This window comes from Antrihabitans spumae (assembly GCF_043944905.1).
Classification (GTDB): Bacteria; Actinomycetota; Actinomycetes; order Mycobacteriales; family Mycobacteriaceae; genus Antrihabitans; species Antrihabitans spumae.
This window is the reverse complement of sequence record NZ_JBIMSN010000078.1, coordinates 1-24,621: the sequence shown is the minus strand read 5'-3', so window position 1 is coordinate 24,621 and position 24,621 is coordinate 1. Positions and strand designations below refer to the sequence as shown.

The 24,621-nt window shown below is 63.2% G+C and carries 30 protein-coding genes; 16 read left to right on the top strand and 14 right to left on the bottom strand.

The genetic code is table 11. The annotated features are described in order from the left end of the window. Positions 1-85 precede the first annotated feature (85 nt). Together ACHIRB_RS17840 and ACHIRB_RS17835 are read right to left on the bottom strand one after the other, a co-directional pair. The gene (locus tag ACHIRB_RS17840; protein ID WP_395125814.1) at positions 86-1,129 is read right to left on the bottom strand and encodes a fused (3R)-hydroxyacyl-ACP dehydratase subunits HadA/HadB; all 1,044 of its coding nucleotides are present in this window, start codon (positions 1,127-1,129) and stop codon (positions 86-88) included. After that, positions 1,129-2,007 (bottom strand): cyclopropane mycolic acid synthase family methyltransferase, encoded by an 879-nt coding sequence (locus ACHIRB_RS17835; RefSeq protein WP_395125813.1) that lies wholly within the window; start codon positions 2,005-2,007, stop codon positions 1,129-1,131. The genes ACHIRB_RS17840 and ACHIRB_RS17835 overlap by 1 nt, the downstream gene beginning before the upstream one ends. Positions 2,008-2,164: 157 nt before the next feature. On the opposite strand from ACHIRB_RS17835, the gene ACHIRB_RS17830 reads away from it, so the two are divergent. From ACHIRB_RS17830 to ACHIRB_RS17820, 3 genes are read left to right on the top strand one after another with little or no spacing between them, the layout of a single operon-like run. Further along, entirely contained in the window at positions 2,165-2,989 is an 825-nt protein-coding gene (locus tag ACHIRB_RS17830) for an alpha/beta hydrolase (protein WP_395125819.1), read from the top strand. Positions 2,990-3,012: 23 nt separating this feature from the next. Beyond that, on the top strand, positions 3,013-3,342 hold the full coding sequence (locus ACHIRB_RS17825) for a GNAT family N-acetyltransferase (protein WP_395125812.1): 330 nt from the start codon (positions 3,013-3,015) through the stop codon (positions 3,340-3,342). A 60-nt stretch (positions 3,343-3,402) separates the two neighbouring features. Beyond that, the gene (locus ACHIRB_RS17820; protein WP_395125811.1) at positions 3,403-4,161 is read left to right on the top strand and encodes a class I SAM-dependent methyltransferase; all 759 of its coding nucleotides are present in this window, start codon (positions 3,403-3,405) and stop codon (positions 4,159-4,161) included. A 36-nt stretch (positions 4,162-4,197) separates the two neighbouring features. Here ACHIRB_RS17820 and ACHIRB_RS17815 read toward each other — a convergent pair whose 3' ends face one another. Both ACHIRB_RS17815 and ACHIRB_RS17810 read right to left on the bottom strand, forming a co-directional pair. Further along, a complete protein-coding gene (locus ACHIRB_RS17815; RefSeq protein ID WP_395125810.1) occupies positions 4,198-4,797 on the bottom strand; it encodes a pyridoxamine 5'-phosphate oxidase family protein in 600 nt (199 codons plus the stop codon). A 41-nt stretch (positions 4,798-4,838) separates the two neighbouring features. Beyond that, positions 4,839-5,849, bottom strand: coding sequence for an AurF N-oxygenase family protein (locus ACHIRB_RS17810; protein ID WP_395125818.1), 1,011 nt, complete (start codon positions 5,847-5,849; stop codon positions 4,839-4,841). Positions 5,850-6,060: 211 nt separating this feature from the next. Between ACHIRB_RS17810 and ACHIRB_RS17805 the strand changes: the two genes are divergently transcribed. Further along, positions 6,061-7,113, top strand: a complete 1,053-nt coding sequence (locus tag ACHIRB_RS17805) for an LLM class flavin-dependent oxidoreductase (RefSeq protein ID WP_395125809.1) — start codon at positions 6,061-6,063, stop codon at positions 7,111-7,113. Here ACHIRB_RS17805 and ACHIRB_RS17800 read toward each other — a convergent pair. Continuing rightward, positions 7,077-7,721 (bottom strand): TetR/AcrR family transcriptional regulator, encoded by a 645-nt coding sequence (locus tag ACHIRB_RS17800; RefSeq protein ID WP_395125808.1) that lies wholly within the window; start codon positions 7,719-7,721, stop codon positions 7,077-7,079. The genes ACHIRB_RS17805 and ACHIRB_RS17800 overlap by 37 nt on opposite strands. 66 nt (positions 7,722-7,787) lie before the next feature. On the opposite strand from ACHIRB_RS17800, the gene ACHIRB_RS17795 reads away from it, so the two are divergent. Then, positions 7,788-8,651 carry a metal-dependent hydrolase gene (locus tag ACHIRB_RS17795; protein ID WP_395125807.1) on the top strand — a complete coding sequence of 288 codons (864 nt, stop codon included), beginning with the start codon at positions 7,788-7,790 and terminating at the stop codon, positions 8,649-8,651. Positions 8,652-8,656: 5 nt separating this feature from the next. Here ACHIRB_RS17795 and ACHIRB_RS17790 read toward each other — a convergent pair whose 3' ends face one another. Further along, positions 8,657-9,331: a pyridoxamine 5'-phosphate oxidase family protein gene (locus ACHIRB_RS17790; protein WP_395125806.1), complete on the bottom strand. Its 675-nt coding sequence runs from the start codon at positions 9,329-9,331 to the stop codon at positions 8,657-8,659. Positions 9,332-9,458: 127 nt separating this feature from the next. Here ACHIRB_RS17790 and mbp1 point away from each other — a divergent pair, with 127 nt between their 5' ends. Beyond that, entirely contained in the window at positions 9,459-9,695 is a 237-nt protein-coding gene (gene mbp1, locus ACHIRB_RS17785; protein ID WP_199704137.1) for a microaggregate-binding protein 1, read from the top strand. Positions 9,696-9,839: 144 nt separating this feature from the next. Here mbp1 and ACHIRB_RS17780 read toward each other — a convergent pair whose 3' ends face one another. Then, a complete protein-coding gene (locus tag ACHIRB_RS17780) occupies positions 9,840-10,454 on the bottom strand; it encodes a maleylpyruvate isomerase family mycothiol-dependent enzyme (protein ID WP_395125805.1) in 615 nt (204 codons plus the stop codon). Between the two features lie 247 nt (positions 10,455-10,701). On the opposite strand from ACHIRB_RS17780, the gene ACHIRB_RS17775 reads away from it, so the two are divergent. Together ACHIRB_RS17775 and ACHIRB_RS17770 are read left to right on the top strand one after the other, a co-directional pair. After that, positions 10,702-11,463, top strand: coding sequence for a 2-phosphosulfolactate phosphatase (locus tag ACHIRB_RS17775; protein WP_395125804.1), 762 nt, complete (start codon positions 10,702-10,704; stop codon positions 11,461-11,463). A gap of 126 nt (positions 11,464-11,589) precedes the next feature. Continuing rightward, the gene (locus ACHIRB_RS17770) at positions 11,590-12,198 is read left to right on the top strand and encodes a dihydrofolate reductase family protein (protein WP_395125803.1); all 609 of its coding nucleotides are present in this window, start codon (positions 11,590-11,592) and stop codon (positions 12,196-12,198) included. A gap of 45 nt (positions 12,199-12,243) precedes the next feature. Here ACHIRB_RS17770 and ACHIRB_RS17765 read toward each other — a convergent pair whose 3' ends face one another. Continuing rightward, positions 12,244-12,381 (bottom strand): LuxR C-terminal-related transcriptional regulator, encoded by a 138-nt coding sequence (locus tag ACHIRB_RS17765; protein ID WP_395125802.1) that lies wholly within the window; start codon positions 12,379-12,381, stop codon positions 12,244-12,246. Here ACHIRB_RS17765 and ACHIRB_RS17760 point away from each other — a divergent pair. Then, positions 12,380-12,577: a hypothetical protein gene (locus tag ACHIRB_RS17760; protein ID WP_395125801.1), complete on the top strand. Its 198-nt coding sequence runs from the start codon at positions 12,380-12,382 to the stop codon at positions 12,575-12,577. The two genes, ACHIRB_RS17765 and ACHIRB_RS17760, sit on opposite strands and share 2 nt — an antisense overlap. 68 nt (positions 12,578-12,645) lie before the next feature. On the opposite strand, the gene ACHIRB_RS17755 is transcribed toward ACHIRB_RS17760, so the two are convergent. Beyond that, a complete protein-coding gene (locus ACHIRB_RS17755) occupies positions 12,646-13,251 on the bottom strand; it encodes a TetR/AcrR family transcriptional regulator (RefSeq protein WP_395125800.1) in 606 nt (201 codons plus the stop codon). A gap of 104 nt (positions 13,252-13,355) precedes the next feature. Here ACHIRB_RS17755 and ACHIRB_RS17750 point away from each other — a divergent pair, with 104 nt between their 5' ends. The 5 genes from ACHIRB_RS17750 to ACHIRB_RS17730 all read left to right on the top strand — a co-directional run bounded on the left by ACHIRB_RS17750 (position 13,356) and on the right by ACHIRB_RS17730 (position 17,362). After that, a complete protein-coding gene (locus tag ACHIRB_RS17750; protein WP_395125799.1) occupies positions 13,356-14,645 on the top strand; it encodes an NAD(P)/FAD-dependent oxidoreductase in 1,290 nt (429 codons plus the stop codon). 48 nt (positions 14,646-14,693) lie between these two features. After that, positions 14,694-15,062 (top strand): ArsR/SmtB family transcription factor, encoded by a 369-nt coding sequence (locus tag ACHIRB_RS17745; RefSeq protein WP_395125798.1) that lies wholly within the window; start codon positions 14,694-14,696, stop codon positions 15,060-15,062. 1 nt (position 15,063) lies between these two features. Then, a complete protein-coding gene (locus tag ACHIRB_RS17740) occupies positions 15,064-15,735 on the top strand; it encodes an SRPBCC family protein (RefSeq protein ID WP_395125797.1) in 672 nt (223 codons plus the stop codon). Continuing rightward, a complete protein-coding gene (locus ACHIRB_RS17735) occupies positions 15,732-16,223 on the top strand; it encodes an SRPBCC family protein (RefSeq protein WP_395125796.1) in 492 nt (163 codons plus the stop codon). The genes ACHIRB_RS17740 and ACHIRB_RS17735 overlap by 4 nt, the downstream gene beginning before the upstream one ends. Before the next feature lie 242 nt (positions 16,224-16,465). Then, the gene (locus ACHIRB_RS17730) at positions 16,466-17,362 is read left to right on the top strand and encodes an alpha/beta fold hydrolase (protein ID WP_395125795.1); all 897 of its coding nucleotides are present in this window, start codon (positions 16,466-16,468) and stop codon (positions 17,360-17,362) included. Positions 17,363-17,421: 59 nt separating this feature from the next. Here the strand turns inward: ACHIRB_RS17730 and ACHIRB_RS17725 are convergent, their stop codons facing one another. Further along, complete coding sequence (locus ACHIRB_RS17725) at positions 17,422-17,991, bottom strand: class I SAM-dependent methyltransferase (protein ID WP_395125794.1); 570 nt, start codon at positions 17,989-17,991, stop codon at positions 17,422-17,424. 314 nt (positions 17,992-18,305) lie between these two features. Here ACHIRB_RS17725 and ACHIRB_RS17720 point away from each other — a divergent pair, with 314 nt between their 5' ends. Beyond that, complete coding sequence (locus ACHIRB_RS17720) at positions 18,306-18,821, top strand: AraC family transcriptional regulator (protein ID WP_395125793.1); 516 nt, start codon at positions 18,306-18,308, stop codon at positions 18,819-18,821. Between the two features lie 8 nt (positions 18,822-18,829). On the opposite strand, the gene ACHIRB_RS17715 is transcribed toward ACHIRB_RS17720, so the two are convergent. Both ACHIRB_RS17715 and ACHIRB_RS17710 read right to left on the bottom strand, forming a co-directional pair. After that, positions 18,830-19,594 carry an alpha/beta fold hydrolase gene (locus tag ACHIRB_RS17715; RefSeq protein WP_395125792.1) on the bottom strand — a complete coding sequence of 255 codons (765 nt, stop codon included), beginning with the start codon at positions 19,592-19,594 and terminating at the stop codon, positions 18,830-18,832. Positions 19,595-19,654: 60 nt separating this feature from the next. Continuing rightward, positions 19,655-20,620 carry an RNA polymerase subunit sigma-70 gene (locus ACHIRB_RS17710; RefSeq protein WP_395112761.1) on the bottom strand — a complete coding sequence of 322 codons (966 nt, stop codon included), beginning with the start codon at positions 20,618-20,620 and terminating at the stop codon, positions 19,655-19,657. 78 nt (positions 20,621-20,698) lie between these two features. Between ACHIRB_RS17710 and secA2 the strand changes: the two genes are divergently transcribed. Continuing rightward, positions 20,699-23,026, top strand: coding sequence for an accessory Sec system translocase SecA2 (gene secA2, locus ACHIRB_RS17705; protein ID WP_395125791.1), 2,328 nt, complete (start codon positions 20,699-20,701; stop codon positions 23,024-23,026). A 110-nt stretch (positions 23,027-23,136) separates the two neighbouring features. Here secA2 and ACHIRB_RS17700 read toward each other — a convergent pair whose 3' ends face one another. Both ACHIRB_RS17700 and ACHIRB_RS17695 read right to left on the bottom strand, forming a co-directional pair. Continuing rightward, on the bottom strand, positions 23,137-23,610 hold the full coding sequence (locus tag ACHIRB_RS17700) for a nuclear transport factor 2 family protein (RefSeq protein WP_395125790.1): 474 nt from the start codon (positions 23,608-23,610) through the stop codon (positions 23,137-23,139). Between the two features lie 166 nt (positions 23,611-23,776). Then, a partial coding sequence (locus ACHIRB_RS17695; RefSeq protein ID WP_395127736.1) for an HNH endonuclease signature motif containing protein occupies positions 23,777-24,621 on the bottom strand: 845 nt, incomplete at its 5' end.

Below are 24,621 nucleotides of genomic sequence, written 5' to 3'. Positions count from 1 at the left end.
CGGAATCGGGTGAGACTGGTGCCCAACCACGGATATGACGTCGGTGGGCACAGGATCACGTGTCGCCGGAGCGAGCTCGTGCGAATCAGTTCAATCTCACGGTTCCGGTGGCGCGCCCGAAAATGCGGCCGCCCTTCGCAACTGCCGTCAAGGCGATGTCGGCCGTGTTGTTCGTAGGGTCGATCTTCTTGACCGTGCCGGTGAATGCGATGTCGGCAGCGGTCCTCGATTCGACGTACACCGGCCGGGCGAATCGGACCGCGAACTCGACGAGCGCGCAGGGGTCGTCCATACATTCGGTGAGGTAGCCGGCTCCGAGCCCCATCGTGAACATGCCGTGTGCGATCACGTTGTCCAGACCGGCCATCGACACGATGCTGTCGCTCCAATGCACCGGATTGGGATCACCCGCCACCCCCGAGTAGTTGACGAGATCGCCTCGGCTGATGCACATCGTCACTGCAGGCAACGCGTCACCGACTCGTAAATTACTGGCCTGCTGTTGGGCCCGAGGTGGTGGCCCGTCGGGGTCGACGCTGATCGGGGTGACGTCGTCGAGTAGGCGGAGCGGCGAAACGCGCGCGCGAGGGCCGACTTCGGCCGGGCGGTGCATCAGCACCCCGTCGACCGCGCGGGCGATGTCATCATCGACGATTCCGCCCGCCCGGGCGACCGCTGTGGTCCAGCCGGTTTGCAGGAGCACATTTGCGCCGTCAGTGATTTCGGTCTTGAGCGTAAAGACGTCTTGGCCGTGGACGGACCGGAACGAATCGAGCGTGATCCGGCAACGCAGTGCATCGCCCGCACGCACTGGCCGATGCTGCACGATCCGCTGTTCGGTGTGCAGGACCTGGCTGAGGTCGTACTGCGGCAGAAATTGCTCGAATACGCAGCGCTGGGCTTCCCCGCCAAGGATGGCTGTGAACGTCATCGGAGCAATCAGTTCGTCGAATCCGGTCGACTCGCGGGCTGCGGCGGACTCGTAGTGCGCGGGATGCACGTTCTGGACCGCGCGAGCGAACTCTCGAATCTTTTCCCGTCCGACCTCGTAGTGATCCGAGAGCGTATACCGGCGTCCCAGCAGGGACTCGATGTCGGCATCGACTCGGAAGGCGTTGCCTGCCTTCACTACTGGCTACGCTTGTCTTTGACGAGGGTGAACTGCATGATGTCGATGTAGCCCCGACGGAAGAGGTCCGCGCAGCCGGTGAGGTACCTCATGTAGATGTCGTAGGTCTCCTGCGAGGCAACTCGGATCGCCTCGTCGCGGCGTTGCGACAAGGCCGACGCCCAGTAGTCCAGTGTTCGCGCGTAGTGCAGCCGCAGGGGATGGATTCGCTCGACGGTGAAACCCGCGGCTTCGGCACCGTCGACGACCCACTCCGGTTCAGGCAGTTGTCCGCCTGGGAAGATCTCCTTCTGGATGAAAATCGCGAACTCCAACAACTTTCGGTCGATCGGCAAACCCTTCGCCCGAATTTCGTGACGGTTGTACTGCACGATCGTGTGCAGCAGCATCCGGCCATCGGGCGGCAGGATCTTGTGGCACTTGTCGAAGAAGTTGGCATAACGTTCGCGGCGGAAGTGCTCGAAGGCGCCGATGCTGACGATCCGATCGACCGGTTCGTCGAAGTCTTCCCACCCTTGCAGCCGGACCTCGGCCGTATGCGGAGTGTCGCTCCGACTGTTCACGAGAGTGTCGACGTAGTCGTGTTGATTGCGACTCAAGGTCAACCCGACCACGTCGACGTCGTATCTGTCGGCGGCGCGCAGCATGGTCGCACCCCAGCCACAGCCGACGTCGAGAAGCCGCATACCCGGCTGCAGTTCGCACTTGCCAAGTGCCAGATCCATTTTCGCGTGTTGAGCACGCTCGAGACTCAGGTCGTCGTCTTCGAAGTACGCACAGCTGTAGGTGCGGGTGGGATCGAGAAACAACGCGAAGAAGTCGTCGGACAAGTCGTAGTGCGCCTGAACATCGGCATAGAACGGGGTCAGGTTGCTCAATGGGTGCCCTTCGATCGCAATGGTGAAGGGTGCCGCTTCTTGACACCGCCCAAGGGGCTGAACATACCGCTGATGTGGAGATTTGCAGCTGGTTGAGCAGTTATTACCCAGACTGCCGGGGTGTAAACCGCGGACAGTGTGGGAAGGTCGACGAATGATGCGCCAACGCCGGATCCGAAGTGTCGTCCTTTCGTTCGTGATGGGTCTCGTGTGCACACTGGGCCTCGTTGTCGTGGGCGGCGCCGGACCTGCCGCCGCCGACGTTCGACCGACCATCGTGCTGGTTCACGGTGCGTTCGCCGATCCGTCCGGCTTCGACGACGTGGCGCAGATACTGCGAGACCGCGGCTACGAGGTCGTCGTACCCGTCAATCCGTTGCGCGGACCGGCGAACGACCCCGCGGCGATCGAGAAAGTGCTCGCAGATATCTCCGGTCCCATCGTGCTTGTCGGGCACTCCTACGGCGGCGAAGTCATCAGCAACGTGAACAACCCGAGCGTGCAGGCGCTCGTCTTCATCTCCGCGATTGCGACCGACCTCAACGAGCCTGCGGCCTTGCTGCTCGATCCCATCCGCTTCCCGATCACCTTGCTCGTTCCGCCGGTGGTGCTGCCCAAGGTCGTGGCGGATCCGACATTCCCCGGCGGTACCAACGTCGACCTCGTCATCACCCGCGAACTCTTCCGTCCGATCTTCGCTGCCGATGTGAGCGAAGCGAAAGCAGCGGAGATGGCGGAGCGGCAGCGAAGTTTCGCAGTAGCTGCGAACCTGGAACTCTCGGGAGCGCCGTCCTGGCGGACGACACCAAGCTGGTACTTGGTCACCACAGAGGACAGGGTGGTTCCGGCGTCGTCGCAACGCTTCCAAGCAGCGCGAATGGGTGCCTCTGTTCGTGAGGTCGCCTCATCGCACGCATCCTTCGTCGCACAACCGCAGGCGACGGCCGACATCATCCTGGACGCGGTCGCAGGTAAGCGCTGACCCTTATGAACGGAGACGATCGAATGGCAGTTCGGAACGCACCGGACCGGCACAGGTTCGAGGTTCTCGTCGGAGACGACGTCGCTGGTTTCACCGAGTACATCGACGAGGGTAGTCAGCGGATCTTCTTCCATACCGAGGTCGACGATCGTTTTGCCGGCCAGGGTTTGGCGAGTGTGCTCGTGACGGCGGCGCTGAACGAAACCCGCAGCGACGGTAAGCGGATCGTGCCGATCTGCCCATACGTTGCGTCATATCTGAAGAAGCACAACGACTTCGCCGATATTGCCGACGAGGTGACGCCCGAAGCCATGCGTGCTGTCAAGGCATTCAAGAAAGCATCGAGTGCATAGGTTTGCAGGCTCGAAGGGCTGATTCAGCCTGAACAGCTATGCACTCGGCACACTTGGAGGATGTCGATGCGACAACCAGCCCACACCGATCGACGCCGTGCCGAGGCATTCGGCCGCGCTGCCAGTGACTACCACCGCTACCGGCCGCGTTACCCACTCGCTCTGATCACGGAGTTGGTTGGATCCGGCCACGTGCGGGTACTGGACGTCGGGGCAGGAACGGGTATCGCGTCGATGCAACTCCGCGAGGCCGGAGCGGATGTCCTTGCCGTCGAACCTGATTCGCGAATGGGACAGGTAGCCGTTGCCAACGGTATCGACGTCGAACGGTCCACCTTCGAGGACTGGCTGCCGAACGGGCGGTCGTTCGACCTGGTTGTCTTCGCTCAATCGTTTCACTGGGTAGAGCCGAAACACGCACTCGAAAAGTGCGCCACGATCCTTCGCGACCGAGGCCGTCTGGTGCTGCTGTCGAATCGCCTCACACCGATCACTCCGCCGAAACAGGAGCTCGACGAGATCTACTCCGGGTATCTCGGTCCAGAGCTCCAGTCGCCGATCGACGCTGCGCACAATCAAGAATTGCTGACGCTGATCGAACGGCATGGTTTCGAGGTCGAGCGGCGGCACGTCAGTGAGCGACAGCACTACGCGGCGGACGCATGGGTGAACATGGTCTCGACCCACTCGAACATCCTGACCCTCGAACACCAGGCCAGAGCTGACCTGCGATTGCGTTTGGCGCAGCGGATCGGTGACGCGGGCGTCGAGGCCGAGAACAACGCGACCGCTGTGGTGTGCACCCCGTCGAGTGCATAGGTTTGCAGGCGCAGAAGGCCGATTCAGCCTGAGCAGCTATGCACTCGACGCGGCAGATCGGTCCCGCGGCGGCAGTGGCAACGGCAGGGCGGGCAGTCCGTCGATGCTGACGCCGTTGTGGTCCTTGCTCTCGCAGTAGGCAGCGAACTCCTCTTCGGATTTGCGGCCGAAGTAGTCCGTGTGCAGCGTCCGCTCCTCGCGGTAGTCCATAAACGGCACGGCGAATCCGCATGTGTCACTGATGAGTTTTGCGGTGACGACGATGACCGCTCGCAAGCCTGGCGCGTCTGCATCGCCGAACCCGCTGACCAACTCGGGAAAGCGTGGATCGTCGCGGAACACGGGCACACCCGTCCCGTGGACCCTCACAATGTTGGGCGGGCCGGTGAATGCACACCACATCAACGTGATTCGGCCGTTTTCCCGTAGGTGGGCAATCGTCTCCGCGTGACTCCCGCCGAAGTCGAGGTAAGCGACGGTTCGGTCGTCGAGCACTCGGAGCGAACCCGCGCGGCCCTTGGGCGAGATGTTGACGTGCCCATCCTCGGTCAGCGGTGCGGTGCCGGTGAAGAACAGTGGCTGCTCCTCGATGAACGCCCGCAACCTGCCGTCGATCCGTTCGTATGTCTTCCCCATGACCGCATTATTGCTCGCGGTGCGTACCGGCGGCTCGGGCGCTACGCGGACTTCAGCAGAACCGCCTCGGCGCGGTTCGGCTCGCTGCGGTAACGCGACTGCTTGCCGTCGATCCCCATCAGCTTCCAGATTCGCTTGGAAACGGGGTTCATCAGGCCGGCCTTCTCGGCGAGCATCCGCACGTCCGCGAAGTAGTTCCGCAGAGTCTGCTGCGACTTCGGGTGATCCCAGAACAACTCGCGCTTGACGGACTTCGGGATGTCGAAGGTTTCCCAGAACTGCGGCGGCGGGACAGCGATGAAGTCACACAGCACCCGCATGACGATCGGGAATGCGATCGACAGCGCGAGCCGGTTGGCAGTGTTCAGTTCTTTGATGTGGTGCTCGAGGAACTCGTGGGCGAACGAGATGTGGCGGGCTTCCTCGGCGACGTGAATACGCATGACGTTGGCCATGATCGGGTGAATCTCTTCGCCGGAGCGCAGGATCGACTTTTGAATGTGATCGATCGGCTCCTCACCTGCGAGGACTCCCACAAAAAACACGAGAGGCATAAGCCGCCCGGCAAGCGGGAAAAGAGGTGAGAAAACCTTCATGTACGGCGATCCGCCGGGCACATTCATGCCGACGCGATTCACCATCTCCTGGAACATGAGGGTGTGGTTGCCCTCTTCGATGATCTCGTGAGTGCAGTAGCGGAACTCGGGCGAGCCGTTCGGCAGCGTCTGGATGTAGTTCAACATGCCGTTGATCAGGATCTGCTCGAACTGCAAGCCGACCTTTGCGACGTTGGCTTGACGCCACATGCCGATCGCGATCTGCTTCTCTTTCGGCAGCGAGCGGTACCAATCGCCGTTGGTCAACGGATCGGCGGACTCGGGCAGGATCCAGCGCTCGTCGTTGGCGAAAACAGCCAGCTCGGGCGAGTTCCAGTCGATGTCGACGTAGGGATCGAAACGCTTGTGTACCGAACCCTCGGACAGTTGGTGCAGCTTCTCGACGTATTTGGCGAAGTCGCCGTCGGTGTTCTCGTCGACGGACTCGATCGTCATAGACATCGTTCAACTCCCTTGTTGACTACCGTTTGTTGATGACAGCACCCGTGGCCGGGGTTGTCGGTCCGCTTGCGCGAAGTTGACAATCGGACGGTTTTGTAAAGTTAATGTATCGGTGGGTCACATGCATGTCAACCACAGCGACAGAGCGTCAGCCACAGGCGGTCGAGCTGGGAATGTCCCGAACTGATTCAACGTTCAACCAAACATGGAGAAATTCGGGTTCTTGTCTTTCGGAAACTACGGCCCCGGTCGGGGATCGAAGGTCATCGATGCGCATGCGTCTCTGCACCAAGCGATCGACCTATCCGTCCGCGCCGACGAACTCGGCGTCAACGGCGCCTATTTCCGAGTGCATCATTTCGCCAGGCAACAGTCCGCCCCGATGACGTTGCTGGCTGCGATCGCGGCTCGGACCAAACACATCGAGGTCGGAACCGGCGTGATCGACCTGCGCTACGAGAACCCGCTTTACCTCGCGGAGGAGGCTGCGTCGCTCGACATCATCGCCGATCAGCGAATCGCACTGGGGATGAGTCGTGGATCGCCGGAGACCGTGACCCGAGGCTACGAATCGTTCGGCTACACGGGTAGCAAGGATCCCAGAGGCGCAGACATCGCCCGGGAAAAGTTCGACCAGTTCATCGCGGCGATCGACGGCGAAGGTATTGCAGCCGGCGACCCGCGAATGACCGGCTCCGATCGGCCGCAGCCCATCCGCCCGCTTTCGCCAGGACTGAAGAGCCGGATCTGGTGGGGCTCGGCGACTCGCGACAGCGCTGAATGGGCAGGCCGTCAAGGCGTGAACCTGATGTCGTCGACGCTGCTGACCGAGGATGCGGGCATCCCGTTCGCCGACCTTCAGGCCGAACAGATCGACCGCTTCCGCGCAGCATGGGACGAGGCCGGACATCCAGGCAAGCCACGAGTATCGGTCAGCCGCAGCGTCTTTCCGTTGATCAACGATCTCGACCGCGCATACTTCGGGTCCACCGATTCCGATCAGGTCGGCGTGATCGACGGCTACCGATCCACTTTCGGCAAAACCTACGCCGCCGAGCCCGACGTGCTGATCGAGCAGCTGCGCGCCGACGCAGCAGTCATGTCGGCCGACACGCTGATGCTGACGATTCCAGTGGCGCTCGGTGTCGATTTCAATGCGCACATTCTGGAGTCGTTCGCCACCCATGTTGCCCCGGCGCTCGGGTGGAATCCTGCGGGCCTTCAGTCTCCGGTCGGGGCGGCCAGCGTCATCGCATAGGCGGCGGCACCGGCGAACAGAGCAGTGGTGTGCTCGGCCACTTGATCGGCGGACATGTCGATCTCGTTGTCGAGCCATCGCCGCAACACGTCCGACATTCCGCTGACCATCATGGTTGCCGTCAACTGCATGATGGGCAGCGCGGAATCTCGGATCGGGAAAAGGTTGCTCACCTTGTCGACCAGAAGATTCGTCATTCGGGAAACGGTGTCGTTGCGCAGCGCCCGCAGAATCGGTTCGGCACCGGACTCGACGAAGATGATCCGAGCGAGAATCCGATCGTTGTCGACCAGACGAATCAACGCGTCGATCGGAGCCCGTGCCAGCACGCCGAAGTCGTCGACACCCGACTGCATCGCCCCGACGAGTGTCGCCTCCAGCGTCGCGAATACGTCGTCGGCAACCCCGCGCAGCAGGGCGTCGCGATCTGGAAACTGCTCGTAGAAGTACCGCGACGTGAGGCCGGCTTCACTGCATACCGCCGTCACGGTCGTGGCCGCCGCGCCGCGCGTGCCCAGCAGTGTCACCGCTGCCACGAGCAACTGCGTGCGGCGTTGACGACCGCGCTCGACAGCGGTCATTCCACCGTAGACACGTGACGAACTCACGCGCTACAGTCTGACAGGTCATCTGACCATGGCCTTAGTCAGATGGAACCGTCGACGGAGACGCCCATGACAAGTTCCACCGCCCCAGCCACGCAGCCGATCAAGGCGCGACGAGTCCGATTCGACTATCCGACCGGCGCGCACCGCCAGCACTACGTCGACAACGACCTGGTGCTGAGCCACCTGGTCGCCGCGCTTTCGGCAATGTTTCCGGAGGGCGAAGACTTCTTCATTCGCTCGGTTCGCAACTACCGGGACCAGGTAACAGACGACGAATTGCGTGAAGCGATCAAGGGATTCATCGCCCAGGAGGCCACGCACCGGCACCAGCATCGCCAGCTCAACGAACGACTTCAGGAAATGGGCTACCCGACAGCGCGCGTGGATCGCCACGTAGGTCAGTTGCTGGGTCTGGTCGAGAGGGTCCTTCCGCAAAGCTGGTCCTTGGCGGCCACAGCAGCTCTCGAGCATTACACCGCAACATTTGCCGAGATCCTGCTCACCGACGAGCGTGCACAGAAGTTGGTTGGCGACGACACCGAAGTGCGCCCGATGTTGCTGTGGCACGCGTTCGAAGAGTCCGAGCACAAGGCGGTGGCCTTCGACGTCTACCGCCAGACCATCGACAGCGAAACGCTGCGAGTCGGCATCATGTACTTGGCGTCGGCGATCTTCTGGACCGAGGTCGTCGTTCAGACCGGTCGCTCGCTCGTGTCCGACCCCGCGTCCTACAATCCGATTCGTTTACTGAAGAGCCTCAACAACATTCGCAAGTCCCCGTTTTTCAGCTGGGACGCGGTCACTCGCTACAACACCTACAACCGGCCGGGCTTCCATCCCGACGACTGGGATTCACGCGACGTTCTCGCCCGCTGGTCTGCCGAACTCTTCGAGGCAGATGGTGCGCAACGCTCGATTGGGAAGCATTGATCAGGCTATTCGGCGCGTAGCCGGGCGATCTCGGCCTCGAGTTCCTGGTTCCGACGTTGCAACTGTGCGATCTGGTCGTTCAGCGGTTCGCGAGCCAGGCGTAGCGACTCGGCCATACGTTCGGCACTGTATTTGACCGGAATGTTCTTGATGCAGTTGCGATCCAGCGCTTCGACGTCGATCCGGAAGGCACGTTCACAGCGAGTGCGGATAAGACCGTCGCCGGTGGTGAGCATACGGTCGATGAACTCGGGATCGTCTGTGCGCTCGATGATCTCGGCGCGACCGAACACCTTCACCCGGGTGCGGGTCGCATAGTCGACGAAGAACAGTGCGACCCGATTGTCGTGATCGAGGTTGCCGAGGGTGACGAACTGCTGGTTGCCGGAGTAATCGCCGAGTGCGATCGTCGATGGGTCGAGTACGTGGACGAATCCCTTTGGGCCGCCTCGGTGTTGGACGTAGGGCCAGCCCGATGGGGTTACGGTCGCAACGAAGAGTGAGTCGGTTTCACGGATGAGCGCCGCAGTCTGTCCGTCCAGTTCCTGGCGTTCACCCGAATTATCGCCGTCTACCATCTGATGGCCGTACCAATTGATGCTTCCCGTCGCGCGTTGACGCTCCGCGCTGGCCTCGGAGAACGCGATCGCCCCGTAGCGAGTGGTGTCGTTCGTTCGCACGAGGACCACCATAGGCCGCCGCGAGGACCGATCTGGGTGAGCTAGGTCGCATTTGGGGGCCTCGGCGTTTTCGCCCGGGTTACACGGGTATTCGACCGTTGTACGGATACCCAACGGAGGGAACAGCATGACTGACTCGAACAGTGGACCGGCCGAAGCAGTCAAGGGCGTCGTCGAAGGCGTCAAGGGCAAGGTCAAGGAGGCCGTCGGCGCCGTCACCGGTCAAGACGATCTGACCCGCGAGGGCCAGGCCCAGCAGGACAAGGCCGAGAACCAGCGCGAAGCTGCCAAGAAGGAAGCCGAAGCAGAGGCCGCTCGCGCAGCTGCCAAGGTCGACGAAGAGCGCCAGCGCGCGAATCAGTAGTCGAACAGCTTGATACGACGAGGAGCGACCCAGAAGTTGGGTCGCTCCTCGTTTTTTGCCCTGAGCATGCGGAGCGAAGGCGACATCCGTCCCGCATAGCGGTACCGGTGCCACATTCGCTCAGAGGTTTTGCGCGGCTGCGAGCTAGATCAGCGCGGACAATCCCGGCCCATCGAGGTCTTGCAGCGCGACGGTGCGTCCAGAGATTGCTAGAAGCAACGACAACGCGGGACCGCTGACCTCAGGTCCGTCACCGATCGACACGTCGGCGTCGGAGGCGTGCAACCTGATCGATGCTACGAGTTGCTTTGCGCCACCGAAGGATACGGGTGTACGTGCCTGATACTGCAGCGACCTGACAACCGCCTCTGCTGAGTAGTCGCGCTTGATCCCGAGTGGCCCGCGGATGTCTTCACCATGGACCACCTCTTCGACCAGTCTGCTGTCGAGCGGTGCCGGCGGCGTCGACGTAAGCGTGGCCACCTGCCGAAGTCGCGCCAGTGTTTCGCGGGGAGTGGAGCCGCGTTCGCGCTCGACACCTTGGGCGGTCTGGCGATCGAAGTCGAACCGCGCCCGGACCATTGCGCGCACGATCCCGAGTCGTGTGGTCTTCGCGTTGGCCACCAGATGAGCGGCGACGTCATGCACCGTCCAGTCTCCGCACAGTGACTGGCGGTCCCATAGATCGTCGGTGAGGTTGGCAAGGTCGTCGATCAGTGCTGCGCGCTCCGCGTGCACCAGTGGCCAAACTTCGCTCATGGTGTGAGCCTTACAGGGGTGCTTCGATCGCCTGGTCGCGGGGTCGGAAAGAACCGCTCATTCACCAGCGATCGAGTCCGCGCGGTGGAAGCTATTCGGGCTCGAGAAGTTCGACCTGCGCTAGTTGCTTCGCGAACGGGCCACCAGTGCCACATTCCGGGTCGGAACTGGACACTGAGGGCCCGTTCGAGGGGGATTGTGCGGCCGATGTCCTTGGCGACGACTGCGCGTGTGTGAGGCTGAGCGTGTGAATCCCGCGCACCGACAACTTCCGTACGCCGTCAGGTTCGACTGGGGTTCATCCGGCGCTTCCGCTATCGGCGGCGATGCTGGGGTGGCAGTCGTCGTCGACGTGTTGTCCTTCACCACGACGTTGTCGGTGGCCGCCGATCAGGGGATAGAGGTGCTGCCGTATCGGTGGAACGACAACTCGGCGGCCCAGTACGCGGCCGATAACCAAGCGGCCCTTGCTGTCGGTCGAAACGAAGCGGCCGGAGACGCTGTGAGCCTGTCGCCTGCCACCGTCCGGTCGGCCAATGGATTGGAGCGGCTGGTGCTGCCGTCACCGAACGGATCCGCGATCGCGCATTCGCTCGCGGCGTCTTCAGGTGTGTGCATCGGCGCAGCATTGCGTAGTGCGTCGGCAGTGGCCGAGTGGATCTCCAAGAAGCACCGTGACGGAACCGCCCTGTCGGTTATCGCGGCGGGTGAGCGCTGGCCCGATGGGACGCTTCGCCCTGCTGTCGAGGATCTTTTCGGTGCCGGTGCGCTCCTTGCGGAGTTGGTCGCTCGGCGACCGGATCTGGCGCTGTCCCCGGAGGCTGAGATCGCAGCTGCGGCATGGCATTCGGTGTCCGACCGGTTGGGGACCGTGTTGGCGCAGTGCGCGTCCGGTCGAGAACTTTCTGCTGCGGGCTACGCATCCGACGTCGCGGTTGCCGCAGAGGTGAACGAGAGCAAATCGGTGCCGGTGCTCGATGGGGATCGGTTTGTCGATCGAGGCAGGTAGGAGGAAACCCCGTCCAAAGAGATATGGCGGCGGTGTCGGATCGGGACAGCCGTGTTCGTAGTAGTGGTGAGGCCGCCCACGAGAGGCGTTCCGATCGAAGGGACCGCGGTAATGAAGCTGACGACAATGACCCAAATCACCGTCGATGGAGTTGTGCAGGGAAACGGCGGTACGTCGGATGAGGATCGCCGGAATGGATTTGTCCGGGGCGGCTGGGCGTTGGGGGCGGGTGACGATGAGACCAGGGCGTTCCTCGCTCAGACCTATCAGCGCGCCGACGCGTTCCTGTTCGGTCGGCGGACTTATGAGCTCTTCGCCGGCGGCTGGGGAACAATCGACGAGCTGCGCGCGCACCCAATCGGTGTGGCGTTGAACGAGACGCCCAAGTACGTCGCATCGACCACACTCACCGCACCCCGCTGGGAGGGTACGACTGTCCTTGCTGACGACCTCGCAACCGCCATCGCAGAGCTGAAGGCCAAGCCTGGGGGAGAGTTGCAGGTGCATGGCAGTGGCGCGCTGATCCGGTGGCTGCTCGAGAACGACCTGGTCGACGCGATGACTCTGCTTGTCGTCCCCGTGGTCCTCGGCCAAGGCACACGGCTGTTCCCCGACAGCGGACCGGACATTGCGCTCGACCTGATCGACTCACGAGTCGACTCGAAGGGTCTCATGACCCAGGTCTACCGGCTGGGTGGGCGCCCGCAGTACGCAATCAACAAGCTTGTGAAGTAGTCGTGGAGACCCAGAAGGTATGCGGGACAGAATCATTCATGAAGTTCAGGCCACCGGTGCTCCGAGTGCACGCGCCAGCAACTCTCTCCTGCTGTGCACGACCGACTTGGCGAACATCGCCTTGAGGTGATCCTGGACGGTGTGTGGCGACAGGTGCAGTTGCGCCGCCGCGGTGGTGGGCATGCACACACTGCACGTCGAACACCCGATCACCGATTTCGACGCGGAGGCAGCCGCCGTAGCCTTCCTCGAAATTCTGCGTACACGGGTTTGGGGAGTTGCGGCCAACAGTCCCGCGTTGGCAGGCGATCCAGTGGCTCGGATCCTCGTCGTCGAAGACCTGTTCCAGGTCGCCGTTGGCCACGACCTCGCTCGCTAATTGCGGACCTCACACGTCCGATCAGGCATGTGAGGTCGGTAATGCATTGGCGACGTTGAGATTTCAGCCTAAGTCGCACCATTCGGAAGCAGTGACGCCAACAGCTCCACCCCGCGAAGGAGATCTCCGGACGGGCGATCGACAAGGTTTTCGGTCCCGAGCAGGGTGGCGTAGCCGTGCGACATCGACCAACCGGCGATGACGAGGCTCGCGACGTCGGCATCGGTGACTGTCTCGGGGTCGCGGGAAGCGATGAGACTTCTTCGGGCGCTGCTGTACAGAACGTCGAAGGCTGCCGTCCGGGCTTGTTCGAGGGCTGGATCGGTCTGGTCGCAGAGGTAGGGGCGGAACAAGACCTCGTAGAAGCCGCGGTTTTCGAGCGCGAACTTCACGTACTCTCCGCCGCCGAAAAGGAACCCGAGGTCGCCGGAAGCTGCCGGCGCGATTGCCGCGGCCATTCGTGTGAACCCTTCCGCGGCAACAGCGGTGAACAACCCTGTCTTGTCGACGAAATGGTGTGCGAGGGCTGCGTGTGACACACCTGCTCGGCGGGCGATTCGACGCATCGAGGCGGCTGAAACGCCGACTTCCTCGACCTCGGCAACGGCCGCGGCAACTGCCGTGGCTCGCAGGTCACCGTGATGATAGTGCCGGCGGGCGTCGGCTTCGGTCATGTGCCGAGAATAGCCCACGTGCAATCTTTCCATTGATAAGTTCCCAGATCAGAACTAGTCTTACCAATGGTAAGTTACCCCTACGAGCGACCTCGGAGGTGTCCGTGGAAGCGTTCGACGTGATAGTCGTTGGCGGCCGTTGCGCTGGTTCGGCACTCGCTGCTTATCTGGCACGAGCAGGTGTCCGAGTGTGCCTACTCGACAAGGCCAACTTTCCCAGCGAGACGCCGTCTACCCATGTGATTCAGCCCCGCGGTGTCGAGATCCTTGCCGAGTTGGGAGTGCTGGAACCGGTCTCGGCTCGAGGTGCAGCGCAACTGACTCGCTTCACATTGACCTACGACGATGTCCGCATCGACGGAGACGTCGACAGCTCCGGTAGTCCAGGACTGAACGTTCGCCGGACGATCCTGGATCGGCAACTGCAAGAAGCGGCCACCCGCGCGGGCGTCGACGTTCGAACGGGGTGCCGCGTTACGGGGGTCCTGATGTCGTGCGATCGAGCGGTCGGTGTCGAGACCGCGGACGGTCCGCTCTCGGGCGGTCTGGTCGTCGGAGCCGATGGTCGAGGGTCGGTGGTGGCCGAGTCGGTCGGTGCAGGAAAGTACTTGGTCAAACCGCCGGGGCGGACACCGATCTGGGGTTACTTTGCCGCTGGGTCGCAGGAGCCTCGGCTGCGTGTGGGAATCCACGGCAATCGGGGTCTGCTGGCGAGCCCTACGGATTCCGGTCTCTATATGGCCGGCGTTACCGTCGACCATCAGGATGCTCGTGCGTTCAAACGCGACCGCGAAACCAATTTCCGTAACGCTCTCCGTGTCTGGCCCGAGGTCTACGACATCGTGCGCGGTGCCGAACGTGAAGGTCCATTGCGAGTAATGGCCAACTGGCACAGCTACTTTCGGGAGTCCGCCGGGCCTGGCTGGGTGCTCGTCGGCGACGCCGGGCAGTTCAAGGACTTCACCCCGGCGCAAGGCATCGCCGACGCGCTCTGCCAGGCGAAGTCGCTGTCGAAGGCCATACTCGCAACGTCCGTTTCACCCACCGCGCGGGACGAAGCGCTGAAGCGCTGGTGGCAGGACCGTGACCGCAAGTCCTACGACATGTACTGGTTTGCGCTGCAGATGGGCCGCGCTGGGGTGGCCTCGCCGCTGACTACCGAGGTGCTCCGGCGGGTGGCCGACGATCCCAGCGGCGCGACCACCCTGCTGCAGGTCCTCAACCGAGAACTTCCGTCCAGCTCGCTGTTCACCACACGGCGACTCCTTGCCGCGACCTACGCGACGCTGCGCAAGTACCCGGACCATCGGCGGTCGACCTGCACCGAGATCAGCGCAGCGGTCGGGGCAGAAATCGAAAAGCGCCGTGCCCGACGACTGGGAATCGCGGGCTAGATAAGCCAGTCTAGACTTATATAAGTAGAAACCGGTACGATTCGTCGTGTGCACGCGTTCGACATCCTCGGCGACCCTCGACGCCGACGCATTCTGGAGCTGCTCGCCGACGGTGAGCAGTCCTCGGGCGCGATCACGGACGTGATCCGAGCCGAGTTCGCGATCTCCCAGCCTGCTGTCTCGCAGCATCTGCGTGTGCTGCGTGACAGCGGGTTCGCGTCCGTGCGGGCGGACGGTGCGCGTCGGCTCTACTCCGTCGAGCCCGCGGCACTGAGCGAGATCGACGCATGGCTGGACCGGTTTCGCCGGTTCTGGGATCAGCGGCTCGATGCCCTGGAGACCGAGCTGGCCCGGGGCAGGCGTGCATCCCTGACCACACCTGCCGACAAGGCCAATCCGCTAGCGAAAGGACCATGACATGAAGGACGTACTGGACGAACTGGCCGCGGCCCGCCGGACGATGGGCACGGCGACCCTGCCCGCCGGCGACGCGTACACGGTCGAGCTGCGGCGTTGCTACGACGCTCCGGTCGACGAGGTGTGGAACGCCATCACCGACCCCGAGCGGCTTGGCCGCTGGTTGAGGCCGGTCACCGGCAACCTTCGACTCGGGGGTTCGTTCGAACTGGACGGCGGTGAGCACGGCGAGATCCTCCATTGCGACCCACCGCGGCGGCTGCGGGTGTCCTGGCTCTTCGGGCCGGAGGCCGACGAGTGGCCGGGTACGAGCGAGGTCGAGGTACTACTGACCCCGAGCCCTGCCGGGGGCACCGAGTTCGAGCTGGTCCATGCAGCGGCGGTCGGGGAGCCCATGTTCCCGACCTACGGCCCCGGTTCCGGTGGTGTGGGCTGGGACCTGCATCTCCTCACCCTGGCTCGGTTCCTAGCCGACGGGGAGGTCCTCGATCACGAGGGGCTCGAGGAGTCGCCCGAGGGGCGCGAGTTCATCCGACGCAGCGCCGCGGCTTGGGGCCACGCTCACCTGGCTGCCGGTGGCGAACCGGAGCAGGTCGCGGCCGCAGTCACGGCCACCACCGAGTTCTACGCACCCAGCACGTCGTCCCACGCCGAGAAGGAAAGTACGACGTGAAGTTCACCAACTCGGTCGAGGTCGCCCTGCCGCTGGAGAGGGTGGCCCAGCTGCTCGCCGATCCAGCACATCTACCGAAGTGGTTGCGAGGCATGGTGCTGCACGAGCCGCTGAGCGGGATCCACGGCGAGCTCGCTACCACGTCTCGGGTCGTAATGCAGTCCGGGAAGCGACGTTTCGAATGCATCGAGACGATCACACGTCGGGAGCCGGCAGACCTACACGGGATCCCCAAGGGGACCGTTGTTCATTTCGACCGGGAAATCGTCGGCGCGGGCATGTGGAGTGTCGCCCGCGATCGGCTGACCGAAGCAAATCCGGACACGACGCTCTGGGAATGCGATAGCGAATACCGGTTCAGCGGTCTGCTGATGCGGCTGATGGGGCTTCTGATGCCGAGCGCCTTCCGTAAGCAGCAGCAACAGCACATGCAGGATTTCACCGCGTTCGCCGAACAGGGGAAGGACGTCCGCGAAGCGAACAAGTGATCGTCACTGCGCGTCTGAAAAATGGTCGGAGTTCGAGGGCACGTTTCACTACCGTCACCTCGGCGACCCTCCGAGACAGCCCCCGGATCTGTGGGCGCGCAGCATGTTTCTGGAAGCACTGACGTACTCGTGTCGGCAATGCTGAGTCCCACTCCACCGCAGAAGCGGACGGCGGACCTCCAAGCGGAGGTACTAGTCCTTGCATCCGCGGTCGGCCTCGATCGACGATTGAAGGAATCACGATGGATCTCGCGAAAAGTCTTGGCGCTGAACGTATCCTGCGGCTGCCGCAAGGGCCGGTCAAAATCTACGAACGCGGTAGCGGACCGCCGATCGTGTTTGTGCATGGTCTGTTCGTCAACGCCGCGGCCTGGCGCAAAGTGGTGCCACGCCTGTCTGAAAAGTATCGGTGCATTACGGCGGACTGGCCGTTCGGGGGTCACCAGGAGCCGATGAATCCAGACGCAGATCTGACGCCGACCGGGATCGCCGACACTATCGCCGACGTACTCGATCACCTCGGACTACAGAATGTGACGCTTGTCGGCAACGACGGTGGGGGCATGCTGTCCCAACTCGTTGTTACGCGTCGGCCGCGACGCCTTGCCCGACTTGTTCTGACACCGTGCGACACCTACGAGAACTTTCCTCCGCCGTTGTTCGACTACCTGTGCTGGATGGCTAGAACCCCGGGAGCGGGCGCACTCACCCGCAGAATTCTGCGGATACCGCAAGCCCGATACGTCTATGCACGATCACGCATCGGCTACGGATCACTCACCGTCGATCCGATCGACACCGAGTTGATCGACCACTACCTATTCGGGATCACCCATAGCGCGGACGTGATGCGCGACAGTCTCAAATTCCTTCGGGCCGTAAACAATCGGTACACGCTGGACGCCGCGGCGCAATTTTCGTCGGTCAGCGTGCCGGTGCTGATCGCGTGGGCGCCCGAGGACAAAATCTTTCCCTACAGCGAAGCTCAGCGGCTCGCAGCGGATTTCCCGACATCTCAGTCGGAGGCTATCCACGGGTCACGAACCTGGGTTGCCGAAGATCAGCCGGATCGGACAGCTCTGCTCATCGACGAGTTCGTCCAACGCACCATAGGCACCGAGCAGAGGTCCGGTCGTTGACATCGTTGGGGCATTCGCTCCCGAGGCCATGCACATTGAGCCCTAGTCTCCGCCGACGCCTACGCAGCCACGCGAGCGTGGAATCGAAACATCGGCCCGTATGTTTCGACTGCCACATCGTCGAATCCCGCTGCGAACAAACGACTCGGCAACGCTTCGGGCGCTATCGGCAAGTAGGTGTCGCCCGTGTGCAGCAGGCGAAATGCCGTCGAGTGCAGCCCATCCATTCCTGCAAACACGCCGCCGGGTCGAAGCACTCGACGCGCTTGCGCGAACACCGCGTCCTGCTGCTCCTCCGAGGGCACGTGGTGCAGCATGGAGAATGTCACCACAGACGTATAGCTCGCGTCCCCGAGCGGCATCTTCGCAGCGTCACCGTGGATCACGGTGACCTGGTCCGAATGCAATGCCTGCAATCGTTTCGCCATCGTCTCGTCGAGTTCGACCCCGGTCAACGAACCGGTACGTAGTCGAAGAGCGCGCAAATTCGCGCCGTAGCCGGGCCCGATTTCGACCGTCGATTCACCGAGGTCGAGGTCGCACAGTGCCCACGGGACCAATTTGCGAGTCGTTAGCACTTCCCAAGCCGCGGACCTGCACGCCATGCGGTGCAGCACATTCATTCCCATACGGCGAAAATACGCAGGGCCACCCGCTGTCCACCACGAGCTACGCTGACAAACTATGTCGCCAGACGGACATTTCACGGTGCCGTTTCCAACCCAAACCACGGCGATGGTGTTCGGCGGCCCCGCCCTGCCAGCAGGAACGTGGTTTCCAGCGCACGAACATCCGCAGCATCAGATCGCTTGGGCGTCGCGCGGCGTTCTTAATGTCGAAGTAGGAGTTGGGTACTGGGTCCTTCCGCCGACGAGAGCGCTCTGGGTGCCTGGCAACGCCGTTCACCGGACCGGACCGGACCGGAACGCCGAACGGCGCAGACATGCGCGGCATCTTCCTCGAACCCGAACGCTGCCCGATCGTATGGTCCACACCGACGATGGTGCGCGTCACCCCGCTGCTGCATGAACTGTTCGATTACTTGACGACAGGCAAGCTATCCGGCGAGCAGCGCCAACGCGTGGAGGCGGTGGTATTCGACGCTCTCGAACCTGTCAGCACAATTCCCATCGGCGCGCGTATGCCGACCGACCCGCGAGCCCGCGCCGTTGCCGAACGTATCGCCGCAGACCCGTCGGGCAACGCCGTCCTCGCCGACGTTGCGACGGACGTCGGCGTCAGCTCGAGGACCCTTGCTAGGGCATTCGTTGCAGAGACCGGAATTACGTTCGGCCAGTGGCGAACTCAGGTCCGGCTGGCGTCGTCGTTGCCTCTCCTTGCTGCGAACATGCCCCTGGCTCGCATTGCGGGTCGTGTCGGCTACGCCACCCCCAGCGCCTACGTTGCCGCATTCCACCGCGAAGTCGGGATATCGCCGGGGCGGTACTTTGCCGACTGACCAGGGAGTCAGTCTGTGCCGGCGCGCCGGATCGGCATCCAGGTTGTGGTGGGTGTTCCTGCCAGGAAATCGCGAACGAGGCGAGTGCACAGTTCGGGCTTTTCGTGCAACAACAGGTGCGACGTTTCGGGCACGATCGCCAGTTGCGCGTCGGGAATCGACCGGTACAGCTCGAGTGTGTGCTCGAGGGTCACGATGTCGTCGTCGGCAGCCATGACCAGCGTCGGACACGCAACGGTCGCCAGGTCTGCCGCGGGGATAGGCGGGTCGTCGTTGGCCGACCTCGCCACCTTTGCCATGACGACTGGAAAGTGGTCGGCCCCATCCGGGGACACCTCCGCGTACGCCGCGACCAGAACCGGCGGCGGTGGTGCGTCCGCGCTGGGCTTCAGAATGGCGCCGCTTTTGTCGAAGGCACCGCTGATCAGGACCAACCTGTCGACCAGATCGGGTCGGCGAATCGCGACGACCAGTGCGACGACGGCACCTGCGCTGTAGCCGACCAACCGGACGGGTCCGTCGACGATCCGCTCGATGAAGGCCGCCGAGTCCTCGGCCAGCAGATCCATGGTGATGGGACCGGGCTGGTCGGCGGTATGGCCGTGGCCGCGGCGTTCGGGGAGCAGCAGCCGGTAGTCGGCGGCCAGCGCGTCGAGGTTGCCGTCGAAGTCTCGGCTGTCGGTCAGACCACCGTGCAGCAGTACGACCGGCGCACCTGACCCGCCGTCCTCGTACCAGGTGCTGATTCCGTTGACGTCGATGTAGTCGGCCATGTTCGTCGGGTCCTCTCGTATCGGGTGGGTACACCAGTGATACGAGTCGGCTGCCGAAAACTAATCGGTCGTGACGAGAACCGGCGGGAGATCGAAGAGTGCGAACAGCCGGTCGGGGTCGAGGTAGGTGGTTGTCTCGGTGATCGTCGCGTCGACGATGGTGAAGACCACGAGGGCGAACGGTCGCAGGCTGCCGTCCGGTCCGGTCGGTAGGTACTGACCGAACGCAGGCGCACCGTTGGCGATGGTGGGAACAAGCCGGGCGCCGGCGCAGAAGTCGCCGCCGGCAAGTAGCGAGCTGCGAATGTCGGCGCGGCCGCGTAGCCACCACAGGTACGGCGGCATGGAGGTCGTCGCATCCTCGTGCAGCAACGCAACGAGAGCTTCGACGTCATAACGTTCGAAGGCGGCGCAGTAGCGGGTCAGCAATTCCTGCTGCGTCGAGTCCATCGGTTGTGCGTCGCCGAGTGGTTCCGATGCAAGCGTCGACCGCGCACGTTGCAACGCGCTGGTCACCGACGCCGTTGTGGTGTCGAGCAGATGCGCAACTTCGTCTGCCTTCCAGCACAACACATCCCGAAAGATGAGAACGGCGCGCTGTCGGGCGGGCAGACGTTGCAGCGCTGCGACGAACGCGAGGCGAATCGAGCTGCGAAGCAACGCCACGTCGGCCGGATCACCGGATGGCACCGCCCGATGGTCGGGGATCGGCAGTACCCACGCATATTCCGGGAGCGGCGCTCCCACGTCGGGTCCCGGGCGTGACGGCGCCGCCAGATCCATTGCTCTTGCCCGCCGTTGGCGGCCTCGTGCGGTGTCGATGCAGATGTTGGTGGCAATGCGATACAGCCACGGCCGCACATCGCCGCGAGCAGGATCGAAGCGATCGATACTGCGCAGGGCGTTGACGAACGTCTCCTGCACGGCGTCCTCGGCATCGAAGGGCGACGCCAGCATCCGGTAGCAGTAGCCCGTCAACTCGACGCGGTACTGCTCCAAATCGTGCTCTGGTCCGGCCGCACTCATGCCGCGACAATATCGGGCTCGCCGGACTGCCCGGCCGACTATCCGAGGCGTCTGCGCGGGTTCTGGAACACTCGAGTGATGTCGAATCGAAAGGGACTCGTCGCGCGACTGCGGCGATTCACAGACCGCACTGCAAGCGTCGACCTCACGCGGTACACAAAACTGTTGCCCGCGATCGGCGAGCGCGAGGCGGACCTACGCAAACTGTCCGACGAGGAGATAGGTGCCGCCGCGGACCGCTTGCGGAAGTCGGTCGACGACAAGGCGTGGTTGTCTGACACGTGCGCGCTCGGACGCGAGGCCGCCGACCGCGCGCTCGGCGAACGCCCCTTCGACGTTCAACTGTTGGGTGCAATGGGCATGCTCTCGGGCAACGTCGTGCAGATGGCGACCGGTGAGGGCAAGACGCTCGTCGGTGCGATCGCGGCAGCCGGTTATGCGTTGCGCGGCAACCACGTTCACGTTGTCTCGGTCAACGACTACCTCGCTCGACGCGATGCCGAATGGATGCGTCCGGTCTACGACCTACTCGGCGTCACCGTCGGCTTCGTCGAGGAGTCGAGTACCAACGACGAGCGGCGCTCCGCATACGAGTGCGAGGTGACGTACGGCGCTGTCAGCGAAATCGGGTTCGACGTGCTGCGTGACCGACTCGTGGTTGTCCCCGGTGACCAGGTGGCACCACACCGGGAGGTCGCGATCATCGACGAGGCCGACTCGGTGCTCGTCGACGAGGCGCGAGTTCCGCTGGTGCTGGCGGGGTCGGTGGATCCTGCGGTCACGCATGTCGAGATCGCCAACATCGTTCGACGGCTTCGTCCAAAGCAGCACTACGAGGTCGACCCCGGCCGCAACGTCTGGTTGACCCCACTTGGGGAGGCCGAAGTCGAGCGGGCGCTCGGCGGGATCGACCTCTACGACGATTCCGGCTCGGACCGCCTTGCCTCGGTCAACCTCGCGCTGCACGCAGAAGCGTTGCTCACCCGCGACGTCGACTACCTGGTCCGCAACGGAGCCGTGCAGCTGATCAATCAGTCGCGCGGGCGAGTTGCCGTGCTCCAGCGCTGGCCCGACGGGCTGCAAGCCGCAGTGGAGGCGAAGGAACAGCTGGCGCCCTCCGACAGTGGGGAGATCCTGGATTCGAGCACGGTGCAGGCGCTGATCTCTCGCTACCCGACGGTCGCTGGAATGACGGGCACCGCTGTCGCCGTTGCCGATACGCTGCGTGAGTTCTACGAGCTCGAGGTCGCGGTCATTCCGACGGATCAGGAGAACATCCGAATCGACGAGCCCGACCGCATTTTCACAACCGCGGAAGCGAAGCTGACCGCGATCGTCGCCGAGATCGAAAAGGTGCACGCCGACGGCCGCCCGATTCTGATCGGTACCCAGGACGTCGCCGAATCCGACGCGCTCGCAGAGCTTTTGGTGCAAGCCGGACTGACGTGTGCAGTGCTCAACGCGCGCAACGACGCAGAGGAAGCGAAGATCATCGCCGAAGCCGGAGCGCCTGGTGCGATCACCGTCTCCACCCAGATGGCAGGTCGCGGCACCGACATCAAACTCGGCGGTCACACAGGTACTGGCCCGACCTACGACGACGTCGTCGAGCGTGGCGGACTGTATGTGATCGGCACCGCGAGATACCAGAGCAGCCGGCTCGACGATCAGCTGCGTGGACGAGCGGGCAGGCAGGGCGACCCGGGCGGCAGTGTTTTCTTCGCAAGCCTCGAAGACGAGGTTGTGCTGATGGGAGAGCCGAATATCCCCAAAGGGGTTGTCGCCGAAGACGATGGCGAGGTCACCGATCGGCGAGTGCCACCGCACGTCGACCACGCGCAGCGAGTCCTCGAAGGCGTCAACCTGGAGATCCATCGCAATACGTGGCGCTACACGAGGCTGATCGAGCGACAGCGTGACGACATCCTGCGATTCCGCGACGGTGTGCTCAGCGGTGACGCCGCAGCCGAGTTGATGCGGGCGGAGGCGAAGGATCACTACAGCGAGATCGAGAAGGGACTCGCCGACGATTCGTTGGAACAGGTCTGCCGCGAGATTCTGCTGTTCCAAACCGACCGGCTGTGGGCAGATCACCTCGCCTTTCTCGCCGACGTCCGAGACAGCATTCACCTGCGTGCCCTCGGCAAGGAGACGCCGATCGACGAGTTCCACCGTGCCGCGATACCGGAGTTTCACAAGATCATCGATGAAGCGAAATCGCAAGCGGTGCAGACGTTCTCCGAGCTTTTGGTTGTCGACGGCAAGGTCGATCTGGAGGCTGCAGGAGTGCTGAGGCCGTCCGCGACGTGGACGTACATGGTTCATGACAATCCCTTCGACGCGAGTGTCGGGCACGTGCTGGAGGGAATGCGAAGCGTTTTGCGCAAACGATTCGGTCGACGGTGAGGAGTGGGTTTCGGGACGCGTTTTAGGTTCAGCGGAATCGGCCTCCTGCTGAGCAAGATCGCAAATACGCGCGGCAGCGGTGGTCGATCTCCAAGACGATCGGCACGTCCTCAGCGAGATCTGCTTGTGCTCAGTTGTATTCGGAGGTAGCGCAGCCAAGCAGTTGGGCGGGTGGCGATCGTCACGATCAGCGGACTGGGATCGAAGTAGGCGAGTCGCTCGACAACTTTGCCGTCACGCAGGGTTATTCGATCCAGCACTTCCAAAGAGAATCGTTTCCCGGCGATCGTTCCAGACAGAGTGTGCTCGATGACGACACCATCGTGCGTCGCTGACCACCAGAGAAGGTGGCCCGCCAAGTCGGGGCACAGCTGAAGAAGCTGACTTAGCTCGTCGGCATACGCAGCGCAGCTGTGCATTTCGGGTCGAAACGGTTGTTTGAGGTGAGCGTCCGGATGAAGGAGCTCGCCGAGACGTTCGGGGTCGGGATTTGCCCAGAAGCGTTCGAAGCGGCCAACAAACTCTGCTGCGTCCGCGTCTGGGGTGTTCGCCTTGACTTCCGCCTGCGGAGACTCATTCGTCATACCTGAGTTGTAGCTGGGCTGCCTCGCCCGATGCTGGCGGAAATCGGTCATCGTCACCGATGGTGTCGAGCGTGTAGAGCCTGATCTAGGGTCGAACGGGTTCGAGCGCACGTCGACTCCGCATCGGTGGTTGATCCGATGCGGGGTCGATGTTCGGTTGTTGGGCTCAGGCAGCCTTGGGACTGGCTCGGCCGTGGGCGGGAATGGGTTGTCGGCGTGGGTCGATTCCGGCGGGTGGGATGAACCAGGGATGGCGGTCGGTGCCCATCACCACATCCCAGTCGGTGTGATGCATCAGCCGATGATGAAACCGGCACAGCAGCACCAAGTTGTCCAGATCGGTGGGACCACCGTCGACCCAATGGTGCACATGATGTGCGTCGCACCAGGATTCGGGTCGACCGCAGCCAGGGAAAGAACACCCGCGATCGCGGGCAGCGACCGCTTTGCGGAGCCGTTTCGACACCACCCGAGTGGTACGACCCAGGTCGACGGGGCAGCCGTCCTCGTCCAACACGATGGTGGTGCGCACACAGTCGCAGGCAAGGCGTCGCGTGGAGCGCACGGTCAGCGGACCCATCCACGGCATCCAGCCGGTGTCGGTGTTCTCGAACAACTGCCGGTAGGCGTTGCGATCGGGTCGCGGTTGTTCAGTGTCGAGCCGATCTGTGTCGGGCTGATCGGTGTCGGGCTGATCGGTGTCGGACTGGTCAGCAGCATTCGGGTCACACATGTCGGTGTGGTGATCGATGAGGTCGGCGGCGTTGATGTGCACCGACAGGTGCGGACGGTCCCCACCTTCGGTGGGTCCGGTGGCGGAGTCGAGGTAGCGCCGCAGAATTTCGGCGAACGCGTCGGCCCGGCGTTGCGCGGCACTGCGCGCGTCGCGGTCTCCGGTCGCGGTGTTCGGGTGCGGTGCCGCTAGTGGGGAGAGGGCGGCGAGCAACATTTCGGCGGTTTCGGCGTCGACGTCACCTTTGATCGCCATGCGACCGTTGAGGCTGGTGGAGG